This is a genomic window from Cryobacterium sp. BB736, from assembly GCF_014980265.1.
Taxonomy (GTDB): Bacteria; Actinomycetota; Actinomycetes; order Actinomycetales; family Microbacteriaceae; genus Terrimesophilobacter.
This window is the reverse complement of the sequence record NZ_JABXWQ010000001.1, coordinates 304,747-320,170: the sequence shown is the minus strand read 5'-3', so window position 1 is coordinate 320,170 and position 15,424 is coordinate 304,747. Positions and strand designations below refer to the sequence as shown.

Sequence of the window (15,424 nt, the reverse complement as noted above, 5' to 3'; positions counted from 1 at the left end):
GTGCGCCCCCATAGCCCAACTGGCAGAGGCAGACGACTTAAAATCGTCCAAGTCAGGGTTCGAATCCCTGTGGGGGCACCCCGGCGGCCCTCGGCGGTCGGCCCCCGCTCGGTGATCGAGCCTGTCGAGATCCCCGTCACGCGGGTCGAACTTCCATCCGCGGGTCGAATTGGACCCGCGCGTGGATAAACTACCCGCGCGCGGGACTTCTGTTCACGCGCGGGTGTTGCAGCACCCGCGCCTGCATAATGCATCCGCGCGACGCGAACGCGAGCGAAACGGGGACGGAGTGCGAGGCCGCGGGTGCGGTGGGCGTCTACGGGCGGCGGTCTCGTGCTCCGTCCACGCGTAGCGGCAGCCGCCAACCTCGCACTCAGGCACCGCCGGTACGCTTTCGCGTATCCCATGATTCTTCTTCCTACTTCCACCGCGCCCGAAAACGCCCTCACCGGCATCGCCGGCTGGGCTGTCAACCTCATGGAGACCCTCGGCGGTCTCGGCGCCGGCATCGCCATCGCAGCCGAGAACCTGTTTCCGCCCCTGCCGAGCGAGGTCATCCTGCCCCTCGCCGGCTTCACTGCGAGCCAGGGCAGCCTCGGCCTCCTCGAGGTCATCGTCTGGACGACCCTCGGCTCCATCGTCGGCGCGCTCGCCCTCTATGCGATCGGCGCGATGCTGGGGCGCTCCCGGATGCGCTGGCTCGCCGAACGCATCCCGCTCATCCGCGTGGAGGATGTCGACAAGGCCGAGGCCTGGTTCGACCGGCACGGGGCGAAGACCGTGTTCTTCGGCCGGATGATCCCGATCTTCCGCAGCCTGATCTCCATCCCGGCCGGCGTGAAACGCATGAACCTGCCGCTGTTCATCGCACTCACCACGGCGGGCAGCCTGATCTGGAACACCATTTTCGTGCTCGCGGGCTTCCTGCTGGGGGAGAACTGGCACCTCGTCGAGGGCTACGCCGACGTGCTGCAGTACGCGGTGATCGGCGCCGTGGTCATCGCGATCAGCCTGTTCCTGGTTGTGCGCATCCGGTCCATTCGCGCCGAGAAGAAGCGCACCCCGGAACCGGTCGGCAGCCGCGCCGACCGCGGCTAGTCGGCGGGGCGCACGAACCGGGTCCAGCCCCACGCGGCGACAGCGAACGCGGCGAAGACGACGGCGACCGACGACAGTACGATCGCGTTGACCGGATGCAGCGCCTCGCCCACCAGCACCGCGGCGCCGAGTGTCGTCAACGCCAGAGCCGCGACGAGCCAGCCGAGCTTCGACCATTCGAGCAGGACCCGCCCGGGCAGAGCGCCGACCGGCAACAGCAGCATGATGACGGAGCCGAAACCGGCGATGGTGATCGTCGCCAGCACTTCGCTCGGGATCGAGCCCCAGAAGCCCTCGACCGGTCCGATCGCGGAGTGCAGCACCCACGCGAGCGTGGCCAGCAGCGCGAGCGACATCAGCAGGGCGAGCGAGACGATCGCGCGCTTCACGACCGGCAACGCGACCGCGTAGACCGCAGAAATGATGACGCCGACGATGAACGGCGGGTTCAACTCGAACCAGCGGGAGATGATCGCCGTCACGCCGGCGCCGATCAGCAATGCCGGCACGAACACCAGCCTGCCGCTGATCCGAACCGCGCGGGACGCCAGAGCGCTGGCCACCGCAACCCCGACCACGTTGAGGATGGTCAGGCCGACTGCGACGGAGAAGGCCAGCCGAAGGTAGCGCACCTCCCCGGAAAGCCCGCCGGAGAACACCACAAGCGCCGCTGTCACCGCAAGCGGGACGATCCCCGCAAGCCACGGGCGGATCCCGGTCGCGGCGGTATCAGCGGGCAGGGCGCCCCGGTTCCGGCCGGTCAGCCGAAGGCCGCGCAGGTGCGGGCGCACTGTGGTCGCGAAGAGTCGCATCGGCACGGCGATGAGCGCGATGAAGCCGCCGGCGATGCCGAGGGCGAGCAGCCAGTTGCCGCCCGCGAGTGTGCCAGCGGGCGTCATCAACCGGGTGCCGAACCCCGTGGGCGTGCCCCAGTTGGTGAGCGCCTCCTCGAGGGTTGGCGGCGCAGCACCCGACGGCGGCCAGTCGGGCAGCGTCGGCTCGCCCGGCGTCGGCGCTGGAGTGGGTGTCGCCTCGGGTTGCTCCTCGGGCTCCGGCTCGGGCGCGACGGTGGGCGGATCGCCCGGCTTGGGTGCCGTTTCTCGCGGACCGATCCACACGGTGATCGGGGTGCTCGGCGAACTGAAGTTACCGGCCATGTCGCGCTGCAGCGCCTGCAGCGTGTGCGAGCCGTTCGGCACGTTGGCAAACTGGCAGGACCAGCGCGTCCCCTCCACGGTGGCCCGGCAGACGATCAGGCCGTCGAGGTAGACGTCGACCCGCGCACCCGCCTCGCCGATTCCCGTCACCGTCGCGGGCAGTCGCTCGAGCCGCGACTGGGAGCGGGGAGAAGTGATGATCGGCGCATCCGGCAGCTCCTTGTCCACCATCACCTGAACGGTGCCCGACTGATTCGATCGCTGCCCGCCGCCGATCGTGGGATGGGACTGCGAGGCGGACACCATGTGCTGGCCGGAAGTGGGAATCGAGCAGGACCAGAATCCGTCACCGCGCGCGACGCCCGGGCACACCTGATCCGACCCGCTGACTCGAAGCACGATCGTCGACCCCGGATGCGCGGCGCCGGAGATGATCCCGGTGGTCAGGATCGGCCCATTGGCGGCGATGCTGGGCGGCGCGAGAACATGGATCGTCACCGGATCCAGTGCCGTCTCCTCGCCGTCCGCGGCGATGTGAACGGCCTGCAGCACGTATCCGGCGCCGTTCGGCAAGCCGGTCGCGGTGCAGCTCCAGGTCAGCTCCGCGTTCGCTGCGATCGCGCAGCCGACGGGGCCATCCTCGAAGCGGATGCCTGCACCGACCTCCTTGGTGCCGCTGATGGTCACCGAGTCGGTGCCGATGAACGCTCCATCGGCTGGGCTGGTGATTCGCGCTGCCTGAGCGGCGGCCGCCTCCTCGCCCCGCTCTTCATCGCGCACCTCGAACCCGGTGGCACCGGTCAACGTCAGGACAGCGCCGACAGCGATGAAGGCGGCCACGATCGTGGTGCCGCAGCGCGAGGTTACTCGCTGCATCGCTGTGGTGTGCACACTGGTCCAAGGGCTGTGGTCGGGTGGTGTCGTCTCAAGGGTACCCAACACCCCTGAGACTCCCTCGGTCGGTTGCCGGTCACCCGCGTCACACCATGAATAGTGTTGAGTCGACAGGCACTCGAAACTTAGGCGGTGAAGCGATGGAGCTCACTCGACCAGCGACGGCTGCGTGGCGTGACGACCCGGCCGCCTACTGGGCGGCACTCGAGTCCGCGACGGCGCACCTCGATCCGCCGTTCGCGGTTCTCTCGTTGCCCGCGCTGAGCCACAACGCGTTCGACATGCTCGGTCGCGCGAACGGGACGAGAATCCGGGTGGCGTCGAAGTCGGTGCGGGCGCGCGGTGTCATGGACGCGGTGCTGCGCGTGCCCGGCTATCGCGGTGTGCTGGCCTACACGCTCGCCGAGGGGCTGTGGCTCGCCACAGAGGCGCTCGCCGCCGGGTCGACGCCGGATGTCGTGGTCGGCTACCCGAGCGCCGATCGGTGGGCCATCGGTGCACTCGCGAACGACCCGCGGTTGGCGTCCACGGTGACGCTCATGGTCGATTCGCTGGACCAACTTGACCTCATCGACGCGGTGGTATCTCCCGCCCGGCGGCAGGCAATGCGGCTGTGCCTGGAATTGGACGCGTCCTGGGACTCGCGCCTGCTCGGCCATGTCGGCACCTGGCGATCACCAGTCCACAGCCCCGAACAGGCCAGAGCGCTGGCCGAGGCTATCGCGAGGCGGCCCGGATTCCGGCTCGTCGGGATGATGGCCTATGAGGGACAGCTCGCAGGCGTCGCCGATGCCCCGGCCGGCAAGCCGGCGCGGGCGGCCATGCTGCGCTGGATGAAGCGCCGATCCGCTGCAGAGCTGGCGGAACGCCGGGCTGCGGCGGTCGCCGCCGTCCGCCACGTCGCGGACCTCGAGTTCGTCAACGGGGGCGGCACCGGCTCACTCGAGACAACCAGCGCCGAGCAGGCGGTCACCGAGATCGCGGCCGGAAGCGGGCTGTTCGGCCCGCACCTGTTCGACGGGTACCGCTCATTCCGACCGGCGCCGGCCGCAGCCCTCGCGCTGTCGGTGGTCCGCAAGCCACGATCGCGCATCGCGACTCTGCACGGCGGCGGCTGGATCGCATCCGGACCGCCCGGGGCCGACCGGCTGCCACGCGTTGCCTGGCCGCGGGAGTTGCGGATGCTTCCGCGCGAGCAGGCAGGGGAGGTGCAGACACCGGTCACGGGCCGTGACGCGACAAGCTTGCGCATCGGCGACCGGGTCTGGCTGCGCCACACCAAGGCCGGCGAGCTCAGCGAGCACGTCAACACCCTCCACGTGATCGACGGTGATCGGTTGGTGGAGAGCATCCCGACCTACCGAGGCGAGGGGAAGGCGTTCCTGTGAGCACGCCGCGCGCCGGGACGGCGCCCGCGTGGAGCAACTGGGGCCGATCGGCCCTGGTGCACCCGGCCGAGCGGGTGTCGCCGACGACCACCGATCAGGTCGTGGCGATCGTGCGCCGCGCGGCCGAGCAGCGGCGACGCGTCAAGGCGGTGGGCGCCGGGCACAGCTTCACGGGCATCGCGGTGGCCACCGACATCCTGATCGAGCCGGACGGGCTCGCCGGGGTCCTCGCGGTGGACGGCAACCTCGTCACACTCGGCGCGGGCACCCGCCTGTGGCAGCTGCCCGACCTGCTGGCGCCCCTCGGGCTGGCGATGCAGAACCTCGGCGACATCGACCGGCAGACCATCGCCGGCGCGATCTCCACCGGCACGCACGGTACCGGCGCCCGCTTCGGTGGAATCTCGACCCAGGTGCGCGGGCTCGTGCTCGTCACCGGCGACGGCACTGTGCTGCGTGTCAGCGCGAGCGAGAACGCTGACTTGCTGCCGGCGGTCGCGCTCGGGCTTGGGGCCCTGGGCGTCATCACCGAGGTGACCATCGAGTGCGTTCCCGCGTTCGTGCTGGGCGCGATCGAACGGCCGGAACCGTTCGACGCCGTCGTCGATGCATTCGAGCACCGCGCGGCATCCGTCGACCACTTCGAGTTCCTGTGGTTCCCGCACACCCGAACCGTGCTGACGAAGAACAACACCCGCCTGCCGGCCGACTCGCCCCGCGCCCCACTGGGACCGGTCCGGCGCTGGTTCGACGACCGGGTGATGTCCAACCGCGTGTTCGGCCTGACCTGCGTTGTCGGCGCCGTCGCGCCGCGGCTGGTGCCGGGCATCAACCGGCTCGCCACCCGGCTCACCGGGAACCGCGAGTTCACCGACGTGTCGACCTCGGTCTTCACCACGCAGCGCAGTGTCAGGTTCCGTGAGCTCGAGTACAGCATCCCGTTGGAGCAGGTCCCGGATGCCCTGCGCGCGCTTCGGTCGCTCATCGACTCCCGCGGCTGGCGCATCTCGTTCCCAGTCGAGGTGCGCGCGGCGGCACACGACGACCTCTGGCTGTCGACGGCAACCGGCCGCGCATCCGGGTACATCGCCGTGCACCGGTACTTCCGCGAAGAGCCGACCGAATACTTCCGCGCGGCCGACGCGCTGTTCCGCGAGTTCGAGGGCCGCCCGCATTGGGGAAAGATTCACTTTCAGGATGCAGAATCTCTATCCATGGTCTATCCGCGGTTCGGTGAGTTCGTTCAGCTTCGGGATCGACTCGACCCGGAGCGGCTATTCGCAAACGAGTACCTGGACACAGTTCTCGGCCGATGACTGGAGATTACGCACACGATCCGGAAGCGCTGGGCGCCCGGATCCCGCCCGGCTTCACGATCGGGGTGTCGACCGCGGCCTTCCAGGTCGAGGGTGCAGTGCGGCACGGAGGTCGCGGGCCGTCGACGTGGGACTCGTTCATGACCCAGGCCGGCCGCATCGAGGACGGCAGCACCGCCGAGGTCGCGACCGGCCACTACGAGCGCTACCGGGACGACATCGAACTGATGAAGCAGCTGGGCATCGACTCGTACCGCTTCTCCCTGGGCTGGCCGCGAATCCAGCCGGATGGCATCGGCGCCGGCAACAAGGACGGCATTGCGTTCTACGACCGGCTGATCGACGCGCTGCTCGACGCAGGCATCCGGCCGATGGCGACGCTCTACCACTGGGATACGCCCCTGCTGCTGCAACAACGCGGCGGGTGGATGAACCGCGACACCGCGTATCGGCTCGGCGACTACGCGCTGCTCGCCGGTGAAGCGTTCGGTGACCGGATCGATTCGTGGGTGACCATCAACGAACCGACGACCGTGACCTTGAACGGCTACGCGCTCGGCCTCCACGCGCCCGGCTCGACACTCCTGTTCGACGCGCTGCCGGCCGCGCACCACCAGCTGCTCGGCCACGGCTTCGCCGTCCAGGCGCTCCGCGCGACCGGTGTCGCCGGCGGGGTCGGCATCAGCAACGTGCACGCGCCCGTCGTCCCGGCACGGGGGATCAGGGCCCGGTACTTCGCGAAGCTGCTCGACCTGCTCCACAACCGCATCTTCGCCGACCCGGTGCTGCTCGGGCACTACCCGAAGCCCCCGTTCGGCGCGGGCAAGCTGTTCCGCGCGCTCACCGAGGTCGACTCGTTCGACCTGAAAACCATCCATCAGCCGCTGGACTTCTACGGCGTGAACTACTACATGCCGATCCGGGTGCGTTCCGGTGCTCCAGCCGATGAGGACACTCCGGATGGCACAACCCCCGACGTCAAGAACATCCCGTTCTCGCTCGCGCCCTGGCCGGAGTACGACGAGACCGGGTTCGGCTGGCCGATCGCGCCGGACTACCTGACCGTGACCCTGAAGCAGCTGTCCGAGCGGTATGGAGAGGTGCTGCCGCCGGTGTACATCACCGAGGGCGGCGCGAGCTTCCCCGACGAACCGGATGACGACGGCGCCGTCAGGGACGGCCAACGCATCCGGTACCTCGCCGACCACCTCGCCGAGGCGATCGAACCGGTGCCGGGCATTGACCTGCGCGGCTATTACGTGTGGACGCTGCTCGACAACTGGGAGTGGGCTGCCGGCTACTCGCAGCGGTTCGGCCTCGTCCATGTGGACTTCGACACACTCGACCGCACCCCGAAGTCGTCATTCCAGTGGTTGCAGCGCGTACTCGCGGCGCGCTGAGAGCTCACGCGGTGCGGCGACGCAGGGTGATCGCGCCGAGAATCACCGCGCCCAGCGCGAACGCGCCGATGATGAGCAGCTTGCCGCCGACGTAGGCGGCATCTTCGGTGTCGCCCGCTACGGCGTTGAGTGCGTCGATCGCGTGCGACAGCGGCAGCCAGTCGGAGATTGCGTACAGCACATCCGGCATGTCCTCGCGGGGCAGGAAGATGCCGCCGAGCAGCACCTGCGGGAACACGATCAATGGCATGAACTGCACGACCTGGAACTCGGTGCGCGCGAACGCACTCGCGAACAGGCCCAGTGTCGTGCCGAGCACGGCATCCGCGAGTGCGACACAGAGCAGCAGCCACAGCGGCCCGTCGATCTCGAGGCCGCACACCCACACCGCGAATGCGACAGCGATCGAGGCCTGCAGGATGGCCAGCAGTCCGAACGCGAAGGTGTAGCCGAGGATGAACTCGAGCTTGGCGAGCGGCATCGACAGCAGTCGCTCCAGGGTGCCGCTGCGCCGCTCGCGCAGGGTGGCGATGCTCGTGACCAGGAACATGATGATGAACGGGAAGAGCGCCAACATGGCCGGCCCCACCTGCTCGAAAACGTCGGTATCGGAGAACAGCCACGCGACCAGGCCGATGAGCAAACTCGGCACCACGAGCAGCAGCGCGACCGTTCGTGGGTCGTGGGAGATCTGGCGCAGCACCCGCCCGGTCGTCGAGAAGGTACGGCGGATGCTCATGACCGCTCCTCGGTCCGCTCGCCCGGGTGTCGTTCGATCAGCACAAGGAAGGCCTCCTCGGCATCGCTGGTGCCGGTGTCCGCGAGCAGTTGTCGCGGTGTGGTGTCGGCCAGGATCTCGCCGTCCCGCATGAGCAGCAGGCGGTCGCAGCGGGTCGCCTCGTCCATCACATGGCTGGACACGAGCAGCGTGACGCCACCGCGCGCGAGCTCACGGAACAGTCCCCACAGCTCCGATCGCAGGACCGGATCCAGGCCGACCGTCGGTTCGTCGAGCACGAGCAGTTCCGGCGTGCCGAGCAGTGCCGCGGCGAGGGATACCCGGCTGACCTGCCCACCGGACAGGGAGCCGGCGAGCTGCTTCAGCTGCCCGCCGAGGTCGGTGGCGGCCACGACGCGGTCGATCTCGGCGCCGCCGACGCCGAGGACCGTGGCGAAGTAGCTCAGGTTCTCCCGCACGGTCAGGTCCGAGTAGACGCTGACATCCTGGGTGACGTAGCCGACGCGATGGCGAAGCGGCGGCGATCCGGCGCTCTGCCCGAGCACGGTGACGGTGCCCGACTCGAGGCGTTGCACACCGACGATCGAGCGCATGAGAGTGGTCTTCCCGCTCCCGCTTGGTCCAAGCAGCCCGACTAGCTCGCCCCGGGCCAACGAGAGGTCGAGATCGCGAACCGCGACGTTCCTGCCTCGGCGGACTGTGAGCCCGTCGATTCTCAGCGCCAGTGCCGAGTGCTCCATGCCAGAACAGTAACCCCGGATGTTCCCCCAGTGTTGGCCTGACGCAGGCGGGATTCGGCGGCCGCACAGCCCGCGCTCGATATAGTTGAGTAGCCCACGAGGGGTGTTCGCTGCGGCACCCGCAGCCAAGAGGAGACTTCAAGACCATGGAAATACTCATCGTCGTCGGCATCGTCGTTGCCCTCGCCGTGATCGTCGGCATCTACCTGTGGGCCACCTACAACGGCCTGGTGAAGCTGAACGTCCGCGTTGACGAGGCGTGGAGTGACATCACCGTTCAGCTGAAACGGCGTGCCGACCTCATCCCGAACCTGATCGAAACAGTCAAGGGCTACGCAGCGCACGAGAAGTCCGTCTTCGAGAACGTCACGAAGGCGCGCGCCGAGACCCTCACGGCACAGACGCCGGGAGAGGCATCCGCCGCGGAGAACCACATGCAGCAGGCGCTGAAGAGCATCTTCGCGGTCGCCGAGGCGTACCCGCAGCTGCAGGCCAGCCAGAACTACCTGCAGCTGCAGGGCGAGCTGGTCGACACCGAGGACAAGATCCAGGCCAGCCGCCGTTTCTACAACGGTGGTGTGCGCGAGCTGAACACCAAGATCAAGGTCTTCCCGAACACCCTGTTCGTGCGTGGTCTCGGCTTCCACGAGCGCGAGTTCTTCGAGGTCTCGGAGCCGGCAGCGATCGCCGAGCCGCCACGCGTGCAGTTTTGAACTGAAGGTTGACGCTTCGTAGAAGCCTCAACCGTAAGTTCAAGATCGAGTAAGCGCCGCCAGGCGCGCATCGAGATCCTCTCCACTACACACACGACAGACAGGGTGACATGTACAGCGCTATAGCGCGCAACAAGCGCAACACTGTGCTGATCATTCTGGTGTTCCTGCTCATCATCGGCGGGCTCGGGTTGATTGCCAACTACATGTGGGCCGGCACGGGCAATTGGTCGATCCTCATCGGCACGATCATCGGCGCGCTCATCTATGTCGTGATCCAGTACTTCGCGGCGAGCAGCCAGGCGCTTGCGATCGCCGGCGGGCGGCAGATCCAGAAGCAGGACGACCCGCGGCTGTATCGCACGGTGGAGAACCTCGCGATCACCAATGGCATGCCGATGCCGAAGGTGTACATCGTCAACGATCCGGCGCCGAACGCGTTCGCCACCGGACGTGACCCGGAGCACGCTTCGGTCGCGGCGACCACCGGCCTGCTCGAACTGCTGAGCGATTCCGAGCTCGAGGGCGTGATGGCCCATGAGATGGGCCACGTCAAGAACTACGACATCCGGGTCACCATGATCGTGTTCGGGCTCGTGGTGGCCATCGGCTTCATCAGCGACATCCTGCTGCGGATGACCTGGTTCTCGGGCGGCAACCGCAACAACAACAGCGGTGGAAACCCGATCCTGCTCATCGTTGGTCTCGCCGCGATGATCATCGCGCCGCTGGTCGCTGGGCTCGTCCAGGCCGGCGTCTCACGTCAGCGCGAGTACCTCGCCGACGCCACCGGTGCCCTCACCACCAGGCACCCGGAGGCCCTGGCCAGCGCGCTGCACAAGATCAGCCAGGCCGGTCGTCCGATGAAGCGGCAGAACTCGACCATGGCGCATATGTGGTTCAACGACCCGATCAAGCCCGGCGTCATCGACCGGATGTTCTCGACTCACCCTCCGGTGCAGGACCGCATCCGTCGACTGCTCGACAACGCGACGAAGTTCTAGAGCGCGCGGGCCATCGCAGCGAGGGCCTGCGGAAGCGTCGGCACGCCCTCGGAGCGGAACACCTCAGCGCCGTCGTCGGTGCTGATGATCACGGTCGGCGTGCTCCGGATGTCGGCCGCCTCGGCGTCCTTGGGGGCCTGCGCGACGTTCAATTCCTGGATCTCGGCGGACGGCACCCACGTTCCCGCCTGCGTCAGCACCTCGCGGGTCGCGGTGCAGGCACCGCAGAATGACGACGTGAAGAGCTGGACTCGCATGATGGCATTAACGCGCAGCGAGCTTCGAGGATTCCGAGGCAGGGAAGAGCTGCGCAAGCGCGGATGAGAGGTTCCCGGCGCCGGCGAACTCGACGCGCTCCAGTCCCTGCCACTCGGCGGTCGTCGTAAGCAGGGGAGCGAGGCGGTCGGCCACGGCGCCCGGGTCGGCATCCGGCTCGTGCCACGCCGACTGCACCCGCAGCACGCCCGCCTGCCGGTCGCTCTTCAGGTCGATCCGTCCGACGATCTCCTCGTCGATGAGGATCGGCAGGCTGTAGTAGCCGAAGATGCGTTTCGGCGCCGGTGTGTAGATCTCGATCCGGTAGTGGAAGCCGAACAGCCGCTCGGTGCGTGCGCGCTCCCACACCACGGGGTCGAACGGTGAGAGCATCGCGGTCGCCTCGATGCGACGGGGGATGCGCGCGTCACGGTGCAGCCACGCCGGTGCCTTCCAGCCGTCGACGCGGACCTGGCTGATGACGCCGTCGTCCTCGAGCGCACGCAGCGCCGCCAGAGTCTCGTCGTTCCGCATGCGGTAGTAGTCCGCGACGTCGCGGGTGGTCGCGATGCCGTGGGCGCGGGTCGCGTGTTCGACGAGCATCCGCTGCGCCTCGTCGCGCGGCACGGTCCTCTCCAGCACGTCGCAGGACAGCACCTGCTCCGGCAGCGCGTAGGTGCGCTCGAATCTGGTACGCCCGGCCGTGACGACATCGCCGTAGAGGAACATCAGTTCCAGCAGTTGCTTCACGTCGGACCAACCCCACCATGGACCGCTGCGCTTGTTCGAGTCGTGTTCGATGTCGCTCGCGCGCATCGGCCCGTTGTCGCGCAGCTCCGCGAGCAGCCAGTCCCGCAATCCGGTGTGCCCCGCGATCCACTGCACACCCTCGCGCTCGCGCATCCGGTCCATCCGCCACCGCCACAGCGGTCTGGTGTCGACCGGGATGATGGCGGCCTGGTGCGCCCAGTACTCGGTGTGCGATGCCCCTCGGGCGAAGGTGAGCCGGTCGAGGGCTGCCCGGTCGTACGGGCCGAGCCGAGCATAGAGCGGCAGGTAGTGGCTGCGCTCGAACACGTTCACCGAATCGAGTTGCAACAGCCCGAGCTTCCGGATGCCGGCTGCCAGCTGCCGGGTTCCGGCGCCGCCTGACGGCTGCCTTCCGAAGCCCTGCGCAGCCAGCGCGACACGGCGCGCTTGCGCGAGCGAGAGGGAGTCCACCACAGAAATGACCCTAGTCGGAGCCTCCGACGCTGCCACAACAGAGTCTGGCGGCGCACAAGGCCGGTTTGCATTCCGGTACCGGAATATAGCGTCGGAGGCGGAATCGTCCCATTTAGACTGAGACGGTGATTTTCGGCAAACGATCCCGTCCGGCACGGCCGCAGGTGCCGCTGTCACGGCGCCGGATCGTGGAAGACGCCGTCCCTGTCGGCGTGCAGATCGCGGGAGCATGGTCATGGCGCATTCTGCTCATGGCGGGAGTGGCCGCGCTGCTGGTCTTCCTCGTGATCCAGCTGCGTGTGATCGTCGTGCCGCTGATGATCGCGGTGCTGGTCTCCTCGCTGCTCGTGCCGTTCGCCGGGTGGCTGCAACGGCAGGGATGGCCGAAGTGGCTTGCGGTGATGACGGCCGCGCTTACCGCCGTCGGCGTCATCACCGCGCTCATTTTCCTCATCGTCACCCAGATCCGAGCCGGCTGGCCGGACCTTCAGGCGCAGTCCCTCGTCGCATGGGAGCGGCTCAAGGACGTCCTGCTCGAGTCGCCGTTGCACATCACCGAGGAGCAACTCTCGGAGTTCGGGGAGGGCTTCGTCGATACGATCCAGCGCGATGCGAGCGTCTGGGTCAGCGGCGTGCTCTCGGTCGGTTCCACCGCTGGACACCTGGTTGCCGGTCTCCTGATCACCCTGTTCGCGTCGCTGCTGATCCTGATCGACGGCCGCAACATCTGGCACTGGGTCGTCCGGCTGTTCCCGCGCCGGGCGCGCCTGGCGGTCGACGGGGCAGGTGCGGTCGGGTGGGTCACCCTGAGCAACTTCGCGCGGGTGCAGATCTTCGTCGCCGCGATCGACGCCATCGGCATCGGGCTCGGGGCATTCTTCCTTGGCCTGCCACTCGCGGTGCCCATCGCGATCGCGGTGTTCCTCGGCTCCTTCATCCCGATCGTCGGTGCGGTCGTCACGGGTGCGCTCGCGGTGTTCATCGCGCTGGTCTACAAGGACATCGTGATCGCGCTCATCATGCTCGCGATCGTGATAGCCGTGCAGCAACTCGAAAGCCATGTGCTGCAGCCGCTGATCATGGGCAACGCGGTGAAGGTGCATCCGCTCGGAGTGGTCCTGGCGGTCGCCGCCGGCAGCTACGTCGCGGGCATCCCCGGCGCGCTGTTCGCAGTGCCGATCGTGGCGACCGCCAACGCGATGATCCTGTACGTCGCGAGCGGCCGATGGCGAACAGACAATAACCCACAACTCGAGGACATCCCACGGTGATCACTGACAACGCGCCTTCTCTCATCCGGATCGAGGAGGCGCGCGAAATCGTGTCGAGCGTGGCGCAGGTCACGCCGATGGAGAGTTCCCACTACCTGGCCGAGGTGCTCGGTTCGCCCGTGTACCTCAAGTGCGAGAACCTGCAGCGCACCGGTTCGTACAAGATCCGCGGCGCCTACTATCGGCTGTCCCGGCTGACGGAAGAGGAACGCGCGCGAGGCGTGGTGGCAGCATCCGCCGGGAACCACGCGCAGGGCGTCGCGTTCGCCGCTCGCGAGCTGGGCATCCGCGCGACGATCTTCATGCCGGTCGGCGTTGCCCTGCCGAAGCTTCAGGCGACGCGCGGGTACGGGGCGGAGGTCATCCTTCGCGGGCACACCGTCGACGAGCCGTTGCGCGCCGCCGCCGAATTCGCCCAGAGCACCGGTGCGGTGCTGATCCACCCCTTCGACCATGAGGACGTCATCGTCGGGCAGGGCACTCTCGGCCTCGAGATGCTCGACCAGGTGCCGAACCTCGACTCGGTGATCGTCCCGATCGGCGGTGGCGGGGTGATCTCCGGCATCGCGGTCGCGATGAAGGAGCGGGCCCGGGCTCAGGGGCGGGCGATCCGCGTGATCGGCGTGCAGGCGCAGAACGCCGCGGCCTATCCGCCATCGCTGGCGGAGGGTAAGCCGCTCGAGGTGCCGATCGCGCCGACCATCGCCGACGGCATCGCGGTCAGCAAGCCCGGCAAGCTGAACTTCGAGCTCGTGCGTTCCCTGGTCGACGAGGTCGTCACCGTCAGCGACGATGACACCGCCCGGGCGTTGCTCGTGCTGATCGAGCGCGCCAAGCTCGTGGTGGAGCCGGCCGGCGCTGTCGCCGTCGCGGCCATCCTCACCGGGGCGGTGAAGAACCTCGGCACAACCGTGGCGCTGCTGTCCGGCGGCAACATCGACCCGCTCGTGATGGAGCGCGTCATCTCACAGGGTCTCGCCGCATCCGATCGCTACCTCAAGCTGCGCATCATGCTGCCGGATCGACCAGGCCAGCTCGCGCGCGTCGCGGAGTTGATCTCGGATGTCAGCGCCAACGTCGTCGAGGTCATGCACACCCGGCACGGCAAGGGCGCGCTGCTGAACGACGTCGAACTCGAGGTCAGCCTCGAGACCCGCGGCCCCGAGCATGTCCAGCAGGTGTTGGACAAGCTGCGGTCGGCCGGTTACGACCCGCGCGTCGACTTCTGACTCGACTCGATGCGGTTCAGAAGGAGTAGGTCTTCACCGTGAGCAGCTCGACCGTGATCTCCCGGCCGTTCGGCGCGGTGTAGGTGACAGTCTCGCCCTGCTTGTGGCCGATGATGGCGGCACCAAGCGGGCTCTGCTCGCTGTAGACGTCGAGGTCGGAGTCTCCGGCGATCTCTCGATTGCCGATCAGGAACGTGGAATCGTCGCCGGCGATCTTCGCGGTGATGATCATGCCCGGCTCGACGACACCGTCATCCGGGGGCGTGCCGACGCTGGCGGTGCGCAGGAGCACCGTCAGTTGGCGGATGCGGGCCTCGATCTTGCCCTGCTCTTCCTTGGCGGCATGGTAGCCGCCGTTCTCCTTCAGGTCGCCCTCGTCGCGCGCTGCCTCGATACGCTTCGCGATGTCGTCGCGGCCCTTGCCGCTCAGGTACTCAAGTTCGTTGGTGAGACGGTCGTACGCCTCCTGGGTCAGCCAGGTGACGGCAGTGTCGTCAGCCATAGTGCTCTCCTCGTGCTTTCGTCGCTGTCAAAGAAATGAGACCGGCCACACGACCGGTCTCTCTAGCGATTCGGACTATCTTATGTTAGCCAGCAACGGTAGATCAAGCCTGTGACAGCCAGCTCGCTCGTGCGAACCTCCTCGGTGAAGCGGCGTGTGTAGGAGTCGGATGCCGGCAGCTCGACGATCTCCCAGCCGACGATCGCGTGCTTGTCGTTCTGTGCCTGCAGCGCGCAGCTGACCTCGGTTCCCTGCGGCACGGTCACCTCGTACTGCACGTCCACGCTGAACTCGTCGTTCACCTTGTGCCCGAGATCGCGTGTGTCCAGCCCGCCGGAGACGCTGTCGAGTCCCGCCCAGATGACCCACGCGCCGACGACCAGGCCGAAGAAGACCCCGGCGACGATGAGGATGAGGCGCTCGCGTCGAGCGCGCCCCGGTGTGCGCCCGTAGCGCTCCTCGATCGTGGTGTCGGTCACATGTCTCCCATGCCG

15 protein-coding genes and 1 tRNA gene are annotated in these 15,424 nt (G+C 67.8%); 9 read left to right on the top strand and 7 right to left on the bottom strand.

The window, feature by feature from the left end; all coding sequences use genetic code 11:
- The first annotated feature begins 4 nt into the window (after nt 1–4).
- Nucleotides 5–78 (top strand) — tRNA-Leu (locus IRG63_RS01520).
- 327 nt (nt 79–405) lie between these two features.
- Entirely contained in the window at nt 406–1,098 is a 693-nt protein-coding gene (locus tag IRG63_RS01515) for a DedA family protein (RefSeq protein ID WP_168628102.1), read from the top strand.
- On the opposite strand, the gene IRG63_RS01510 is transcribed toward IRG63_RS01515, so the two are convergent.
- Entirely contained in the window at nt 1,095–3,131 is a 2,037-nt protein-coding gene (locus IRG63_RS01510) for a hypothetical protein (RefSeq protein ID WP_193509001.1), read from the bottom strand. The genes IRG63_RS01515 and IRG63_RS01510 overlap by 4 nt on opposite strands.
- 158 nt (nt 3,132–3,289) lie before the next feature.
- On the opposite strand from IRG63_RS01510, the gene IRG63_RS01505 reads away from it, so the two are divergent.
- Genes IRG63_RS01505 through IRG63_RS01495 form a run of 3 tightly spaced genes read left to right on the top strand, consistent with a single transcriptional unit; the run spans nt 3,290 to nt 7,253 of the window.
- Complete coding sequence (locus IRG63_RS01505) at nt 3,290–4,537, top strand: alanine racemase (protein ID WP_168628100.1); 1,248 nt, start codon at nt 3,290–3,292, stop codon at nt 4,535–4,537.
- Nucleotides 4,534–5,853, top strand: coding sequence for a D-arabinono-1,4-lactone oxidase (locus IRG63_RS01500; protein WP_193509000.1), 1,320 nt, complete (start codon nt 4,534–4,536; stop codon nt 5,851–5,853). The genes IRG63_RS01505 and IRG63_RS01500 overlap by 4 nt, the downstream gene beginning before the upstream one ends.
- Nucleotides 5,850–7,253, top strand: coding sequence for a GH1 family beta-glucosidase (locus IRG63_RS01495; protein ID WP_193508999.1), 1,404 nt, complete (start codon nt 5,850–5,852; stop codon nt 7,251–7,253). The genes IRG63_RS01500 and IRG63_RS01495 overlap by 4 nt, the downstream gene beginning before the upstream one ends.
- Nucleotides 7,254–7,257: 4 nt before the next feature.
- Here IRG63_RS01495 and IRG63_RS01490 read toward each other — a convergent pair whose 3' ends face one another.
- A complete protein-coding gene (locus tag IRG63_RS01490) occupies nt 7,258–7,992 on the bottom strand; it encodes an ABC transporter permease (RefSeq protein WP_193508998.1) in 735 nt (244 codons plus the stop codon).
- Entirely contained in the window at nt 7,989–8,732 is a 744-nt protein-coding gene (locus tag IRG63_RS01485) for an ABC transporter ATP-binding protein (RefSeq protein WP_168628097.1), read from the bottom strand. The genes IRG63_RS01490 and IRG63_RS01485 overlap by 4 nt, the downstream gene beginning before the upstream one ends.
- Nucleotides 8,733–8,878: 146 nt before the next feature.
- Between IRG63_RS01485 and IRG63_RS01480 the strand changes: the two genes are divergently transcribed.
- Nucleotides 8,879–9,445, top strand: a complete 567-nt coding sequence (locus IRG63_RS01480; RefSeq protein WP_168628096.1) for a LemA family protein — start codon at nt 8,879–8,881, stop codon at nt 9,443–9,445.
- Nucleotides 9,446–9,555: 110 nt separating this feature from the next.
- Nucleotides 9,556–10,449, top strand: a complete 894-nt coding sequence (locus tag IRG63_RS01475) for a M48 family metallopeptidase (protein ID WP_193508997.1) — start codon at nt 9,556–9,558, stop codon at nt 10,447–10,449.
- On the opposite strand, the gene IRG63_RS01470 is transcribed toward IRG63_RS01475, so the two are convergent.
- Both IRG63_RS01470 and IRG63_RS01465 read right to left on the bottom strand, forming a co-directional pair.
- Nucleotides 10,446–10,706, bottom strand: coding sequence for a thioredoxin family protein (locus IRG63_RS01470; RefSeq protein ID WP_168628094.1), 261 nt, complete (start codon nt 10,704–10,706; stop codon nt 10,446–10,448). The two genes, IRG63_RS01475 and IRG63_RS01470, sit on opposite strands and share 4 nt — an antisense overlap.
- Before the next feature lie 7 nt (nt 10,707–10,713).
- Nucleotides 10,714–11,928 carry a DNA glycosylase AlkZ-like family protein gene (locus IRG63_RS01465; RefSeq protein ID WP_193508996.1) on the bottom strand — a complete coding sequence of 405 codons (1,215 nt, stop codon included), beginning with the start codon at nt 11,926–11,928 and terminating at the stop codon, nt 10,714–10,716.
- Between the two features lie 125 nt (nt 11,929–12,053).
- Between IRG63_RS01465 and IRG63_RS01460 the strand changes: the two genes are divergently transcribed.
- Together IRG63_RS01460 and ilvA are read left to right on the top strand one after the other, a co-directional pair.
- Entirely contained in the window at nt 12,054–13,199 is a 1,146-nt protein-coding gene (locus IRG63_RS01460) for an AI-2E family transporter (protein WP_168628092.1), read from the top strand.
- Nucleotides 13,196–14,428 (top strand): threonine ammonia-lyase, encoded by a 1,233-nt coding sequence (gene ilvA / locus IRG63_RS01455; protein ID WP_193508994.1) that lies wholly within the window; start codon nt 13,196–13,198, stop codon nt 14,426–14,428. Before IRG63_RS01460 ends, ilvA begins: the two co-directional genes overlap by 4 nt.
- Before the next feature lie 16 nt (nt 14,429–14,444).
- Here ilvA and greA read toward each other — a convergent pair whose 3' ends face one another.
- Both greA and IRG63_RS01445 read right to left on the bottom strand, forming a co-directional pair.
- On the bottom strand, nt 14,445–14,930 hold the full coding sequence (gene greA, locus IRG63_RS01450) for a transcription elongation factor GreA (protein ID WP_168628090.1): 486 nt from the start codon (nt 14,928–14,930) through the stop codon (nt 14,445–14,447).
- A gap of 80 nt (nt 14,931–15,010) precedes the next feature.
- Nucleotides 15,011–15,409 carry a DUF4307 domain-containing protein gene (locus IRG63_RS01445; RefSeq protein ID WP_193508993.1) on the bottom strand — a complete coding sequence of 133 codons (399 nt, stop codon included), beginning with the start codon at nt 15,407–15,409 and terminating at the stop codon, nt 15,011–15,013.
- Between the last annotated feature and the right edge of the window lie 15 nt (nt 15,410–15,424).

Excerpts from the sequence above, each read along its gene's own strand:
- IRG63_RS01515 (WP_168628102.1), top strand. The coding sequence starts at position 406 with ATGATTCTTCTTCCTACTTCCACCGCGCCCGAAAACGCCCTCACCGGC.
- IRG63_RS01510 (WP_193509001.1), bottom strand. The coding sequence starts at position 3,131 with ATGCAGCGAGTAACCTCGCGCTGCGGCACCACGATCGTGGCCGCCTTC.
- IRG63_RS01505 (WP_168628100.1), top strand. The coding sequence starts at position 3,290 with ATGGAGCTCACTCGACCAGCGACGGCTGCGTGGCGTGACGACCCGGCC.
- IRG63_RS01495 (WP_193508999.1), top strand. The coding sequence starts at position 5,850 with ATGACTGGAGATTACGCACACGATCCGGAAGCGCTGGGCGCCCGGATC.
- IRG63_RS01490 (WP_193508998.1), bottom strand. The coding sequence starts at position 7,992 with ATGAGCATCCGCCGTACCTTCTCGACGACCGGGCGGGTGCTGCGCCAG.
- IRG63_RS01485 (WP_168628097.1), bottom strand. The coding sequence starts at position 8,732 with ATGGAGCACTCGGCACTGGCGCTGAGAATCGACGGGCTCACAGTCCGC.
- IRG63_RS01480 (WP_168628096.1), top strand. The coding sequence starts at position 8,879 with ATGGAAATACTCATCGTCGTCGGCATCGTCGTTGCCCTCGCCGTGATC.
- IRG63_RS01475 (WP_193508997.1), top strand. The coding sequence starts at position 9,556 with ATGTACAGCGCTATAGCGCGCAACAAGCGCAACACTGTGCTGATCATT.
- IRG63_RS01470 (WP_168628094.1), bottom strand. The coding sequence starts at position 10,706 with ATGCGAGTCCAGCTCTTCACGTCGTCATTCTGCGGTGCCTGCACCGCG.
- greA (WP_168628090.1), bottom strand. The coding sequence starts at position 14,930 with ATGGCTGACGACACTGCCGTCACCTGGCTGACCCAGGAGGCGTACGAC.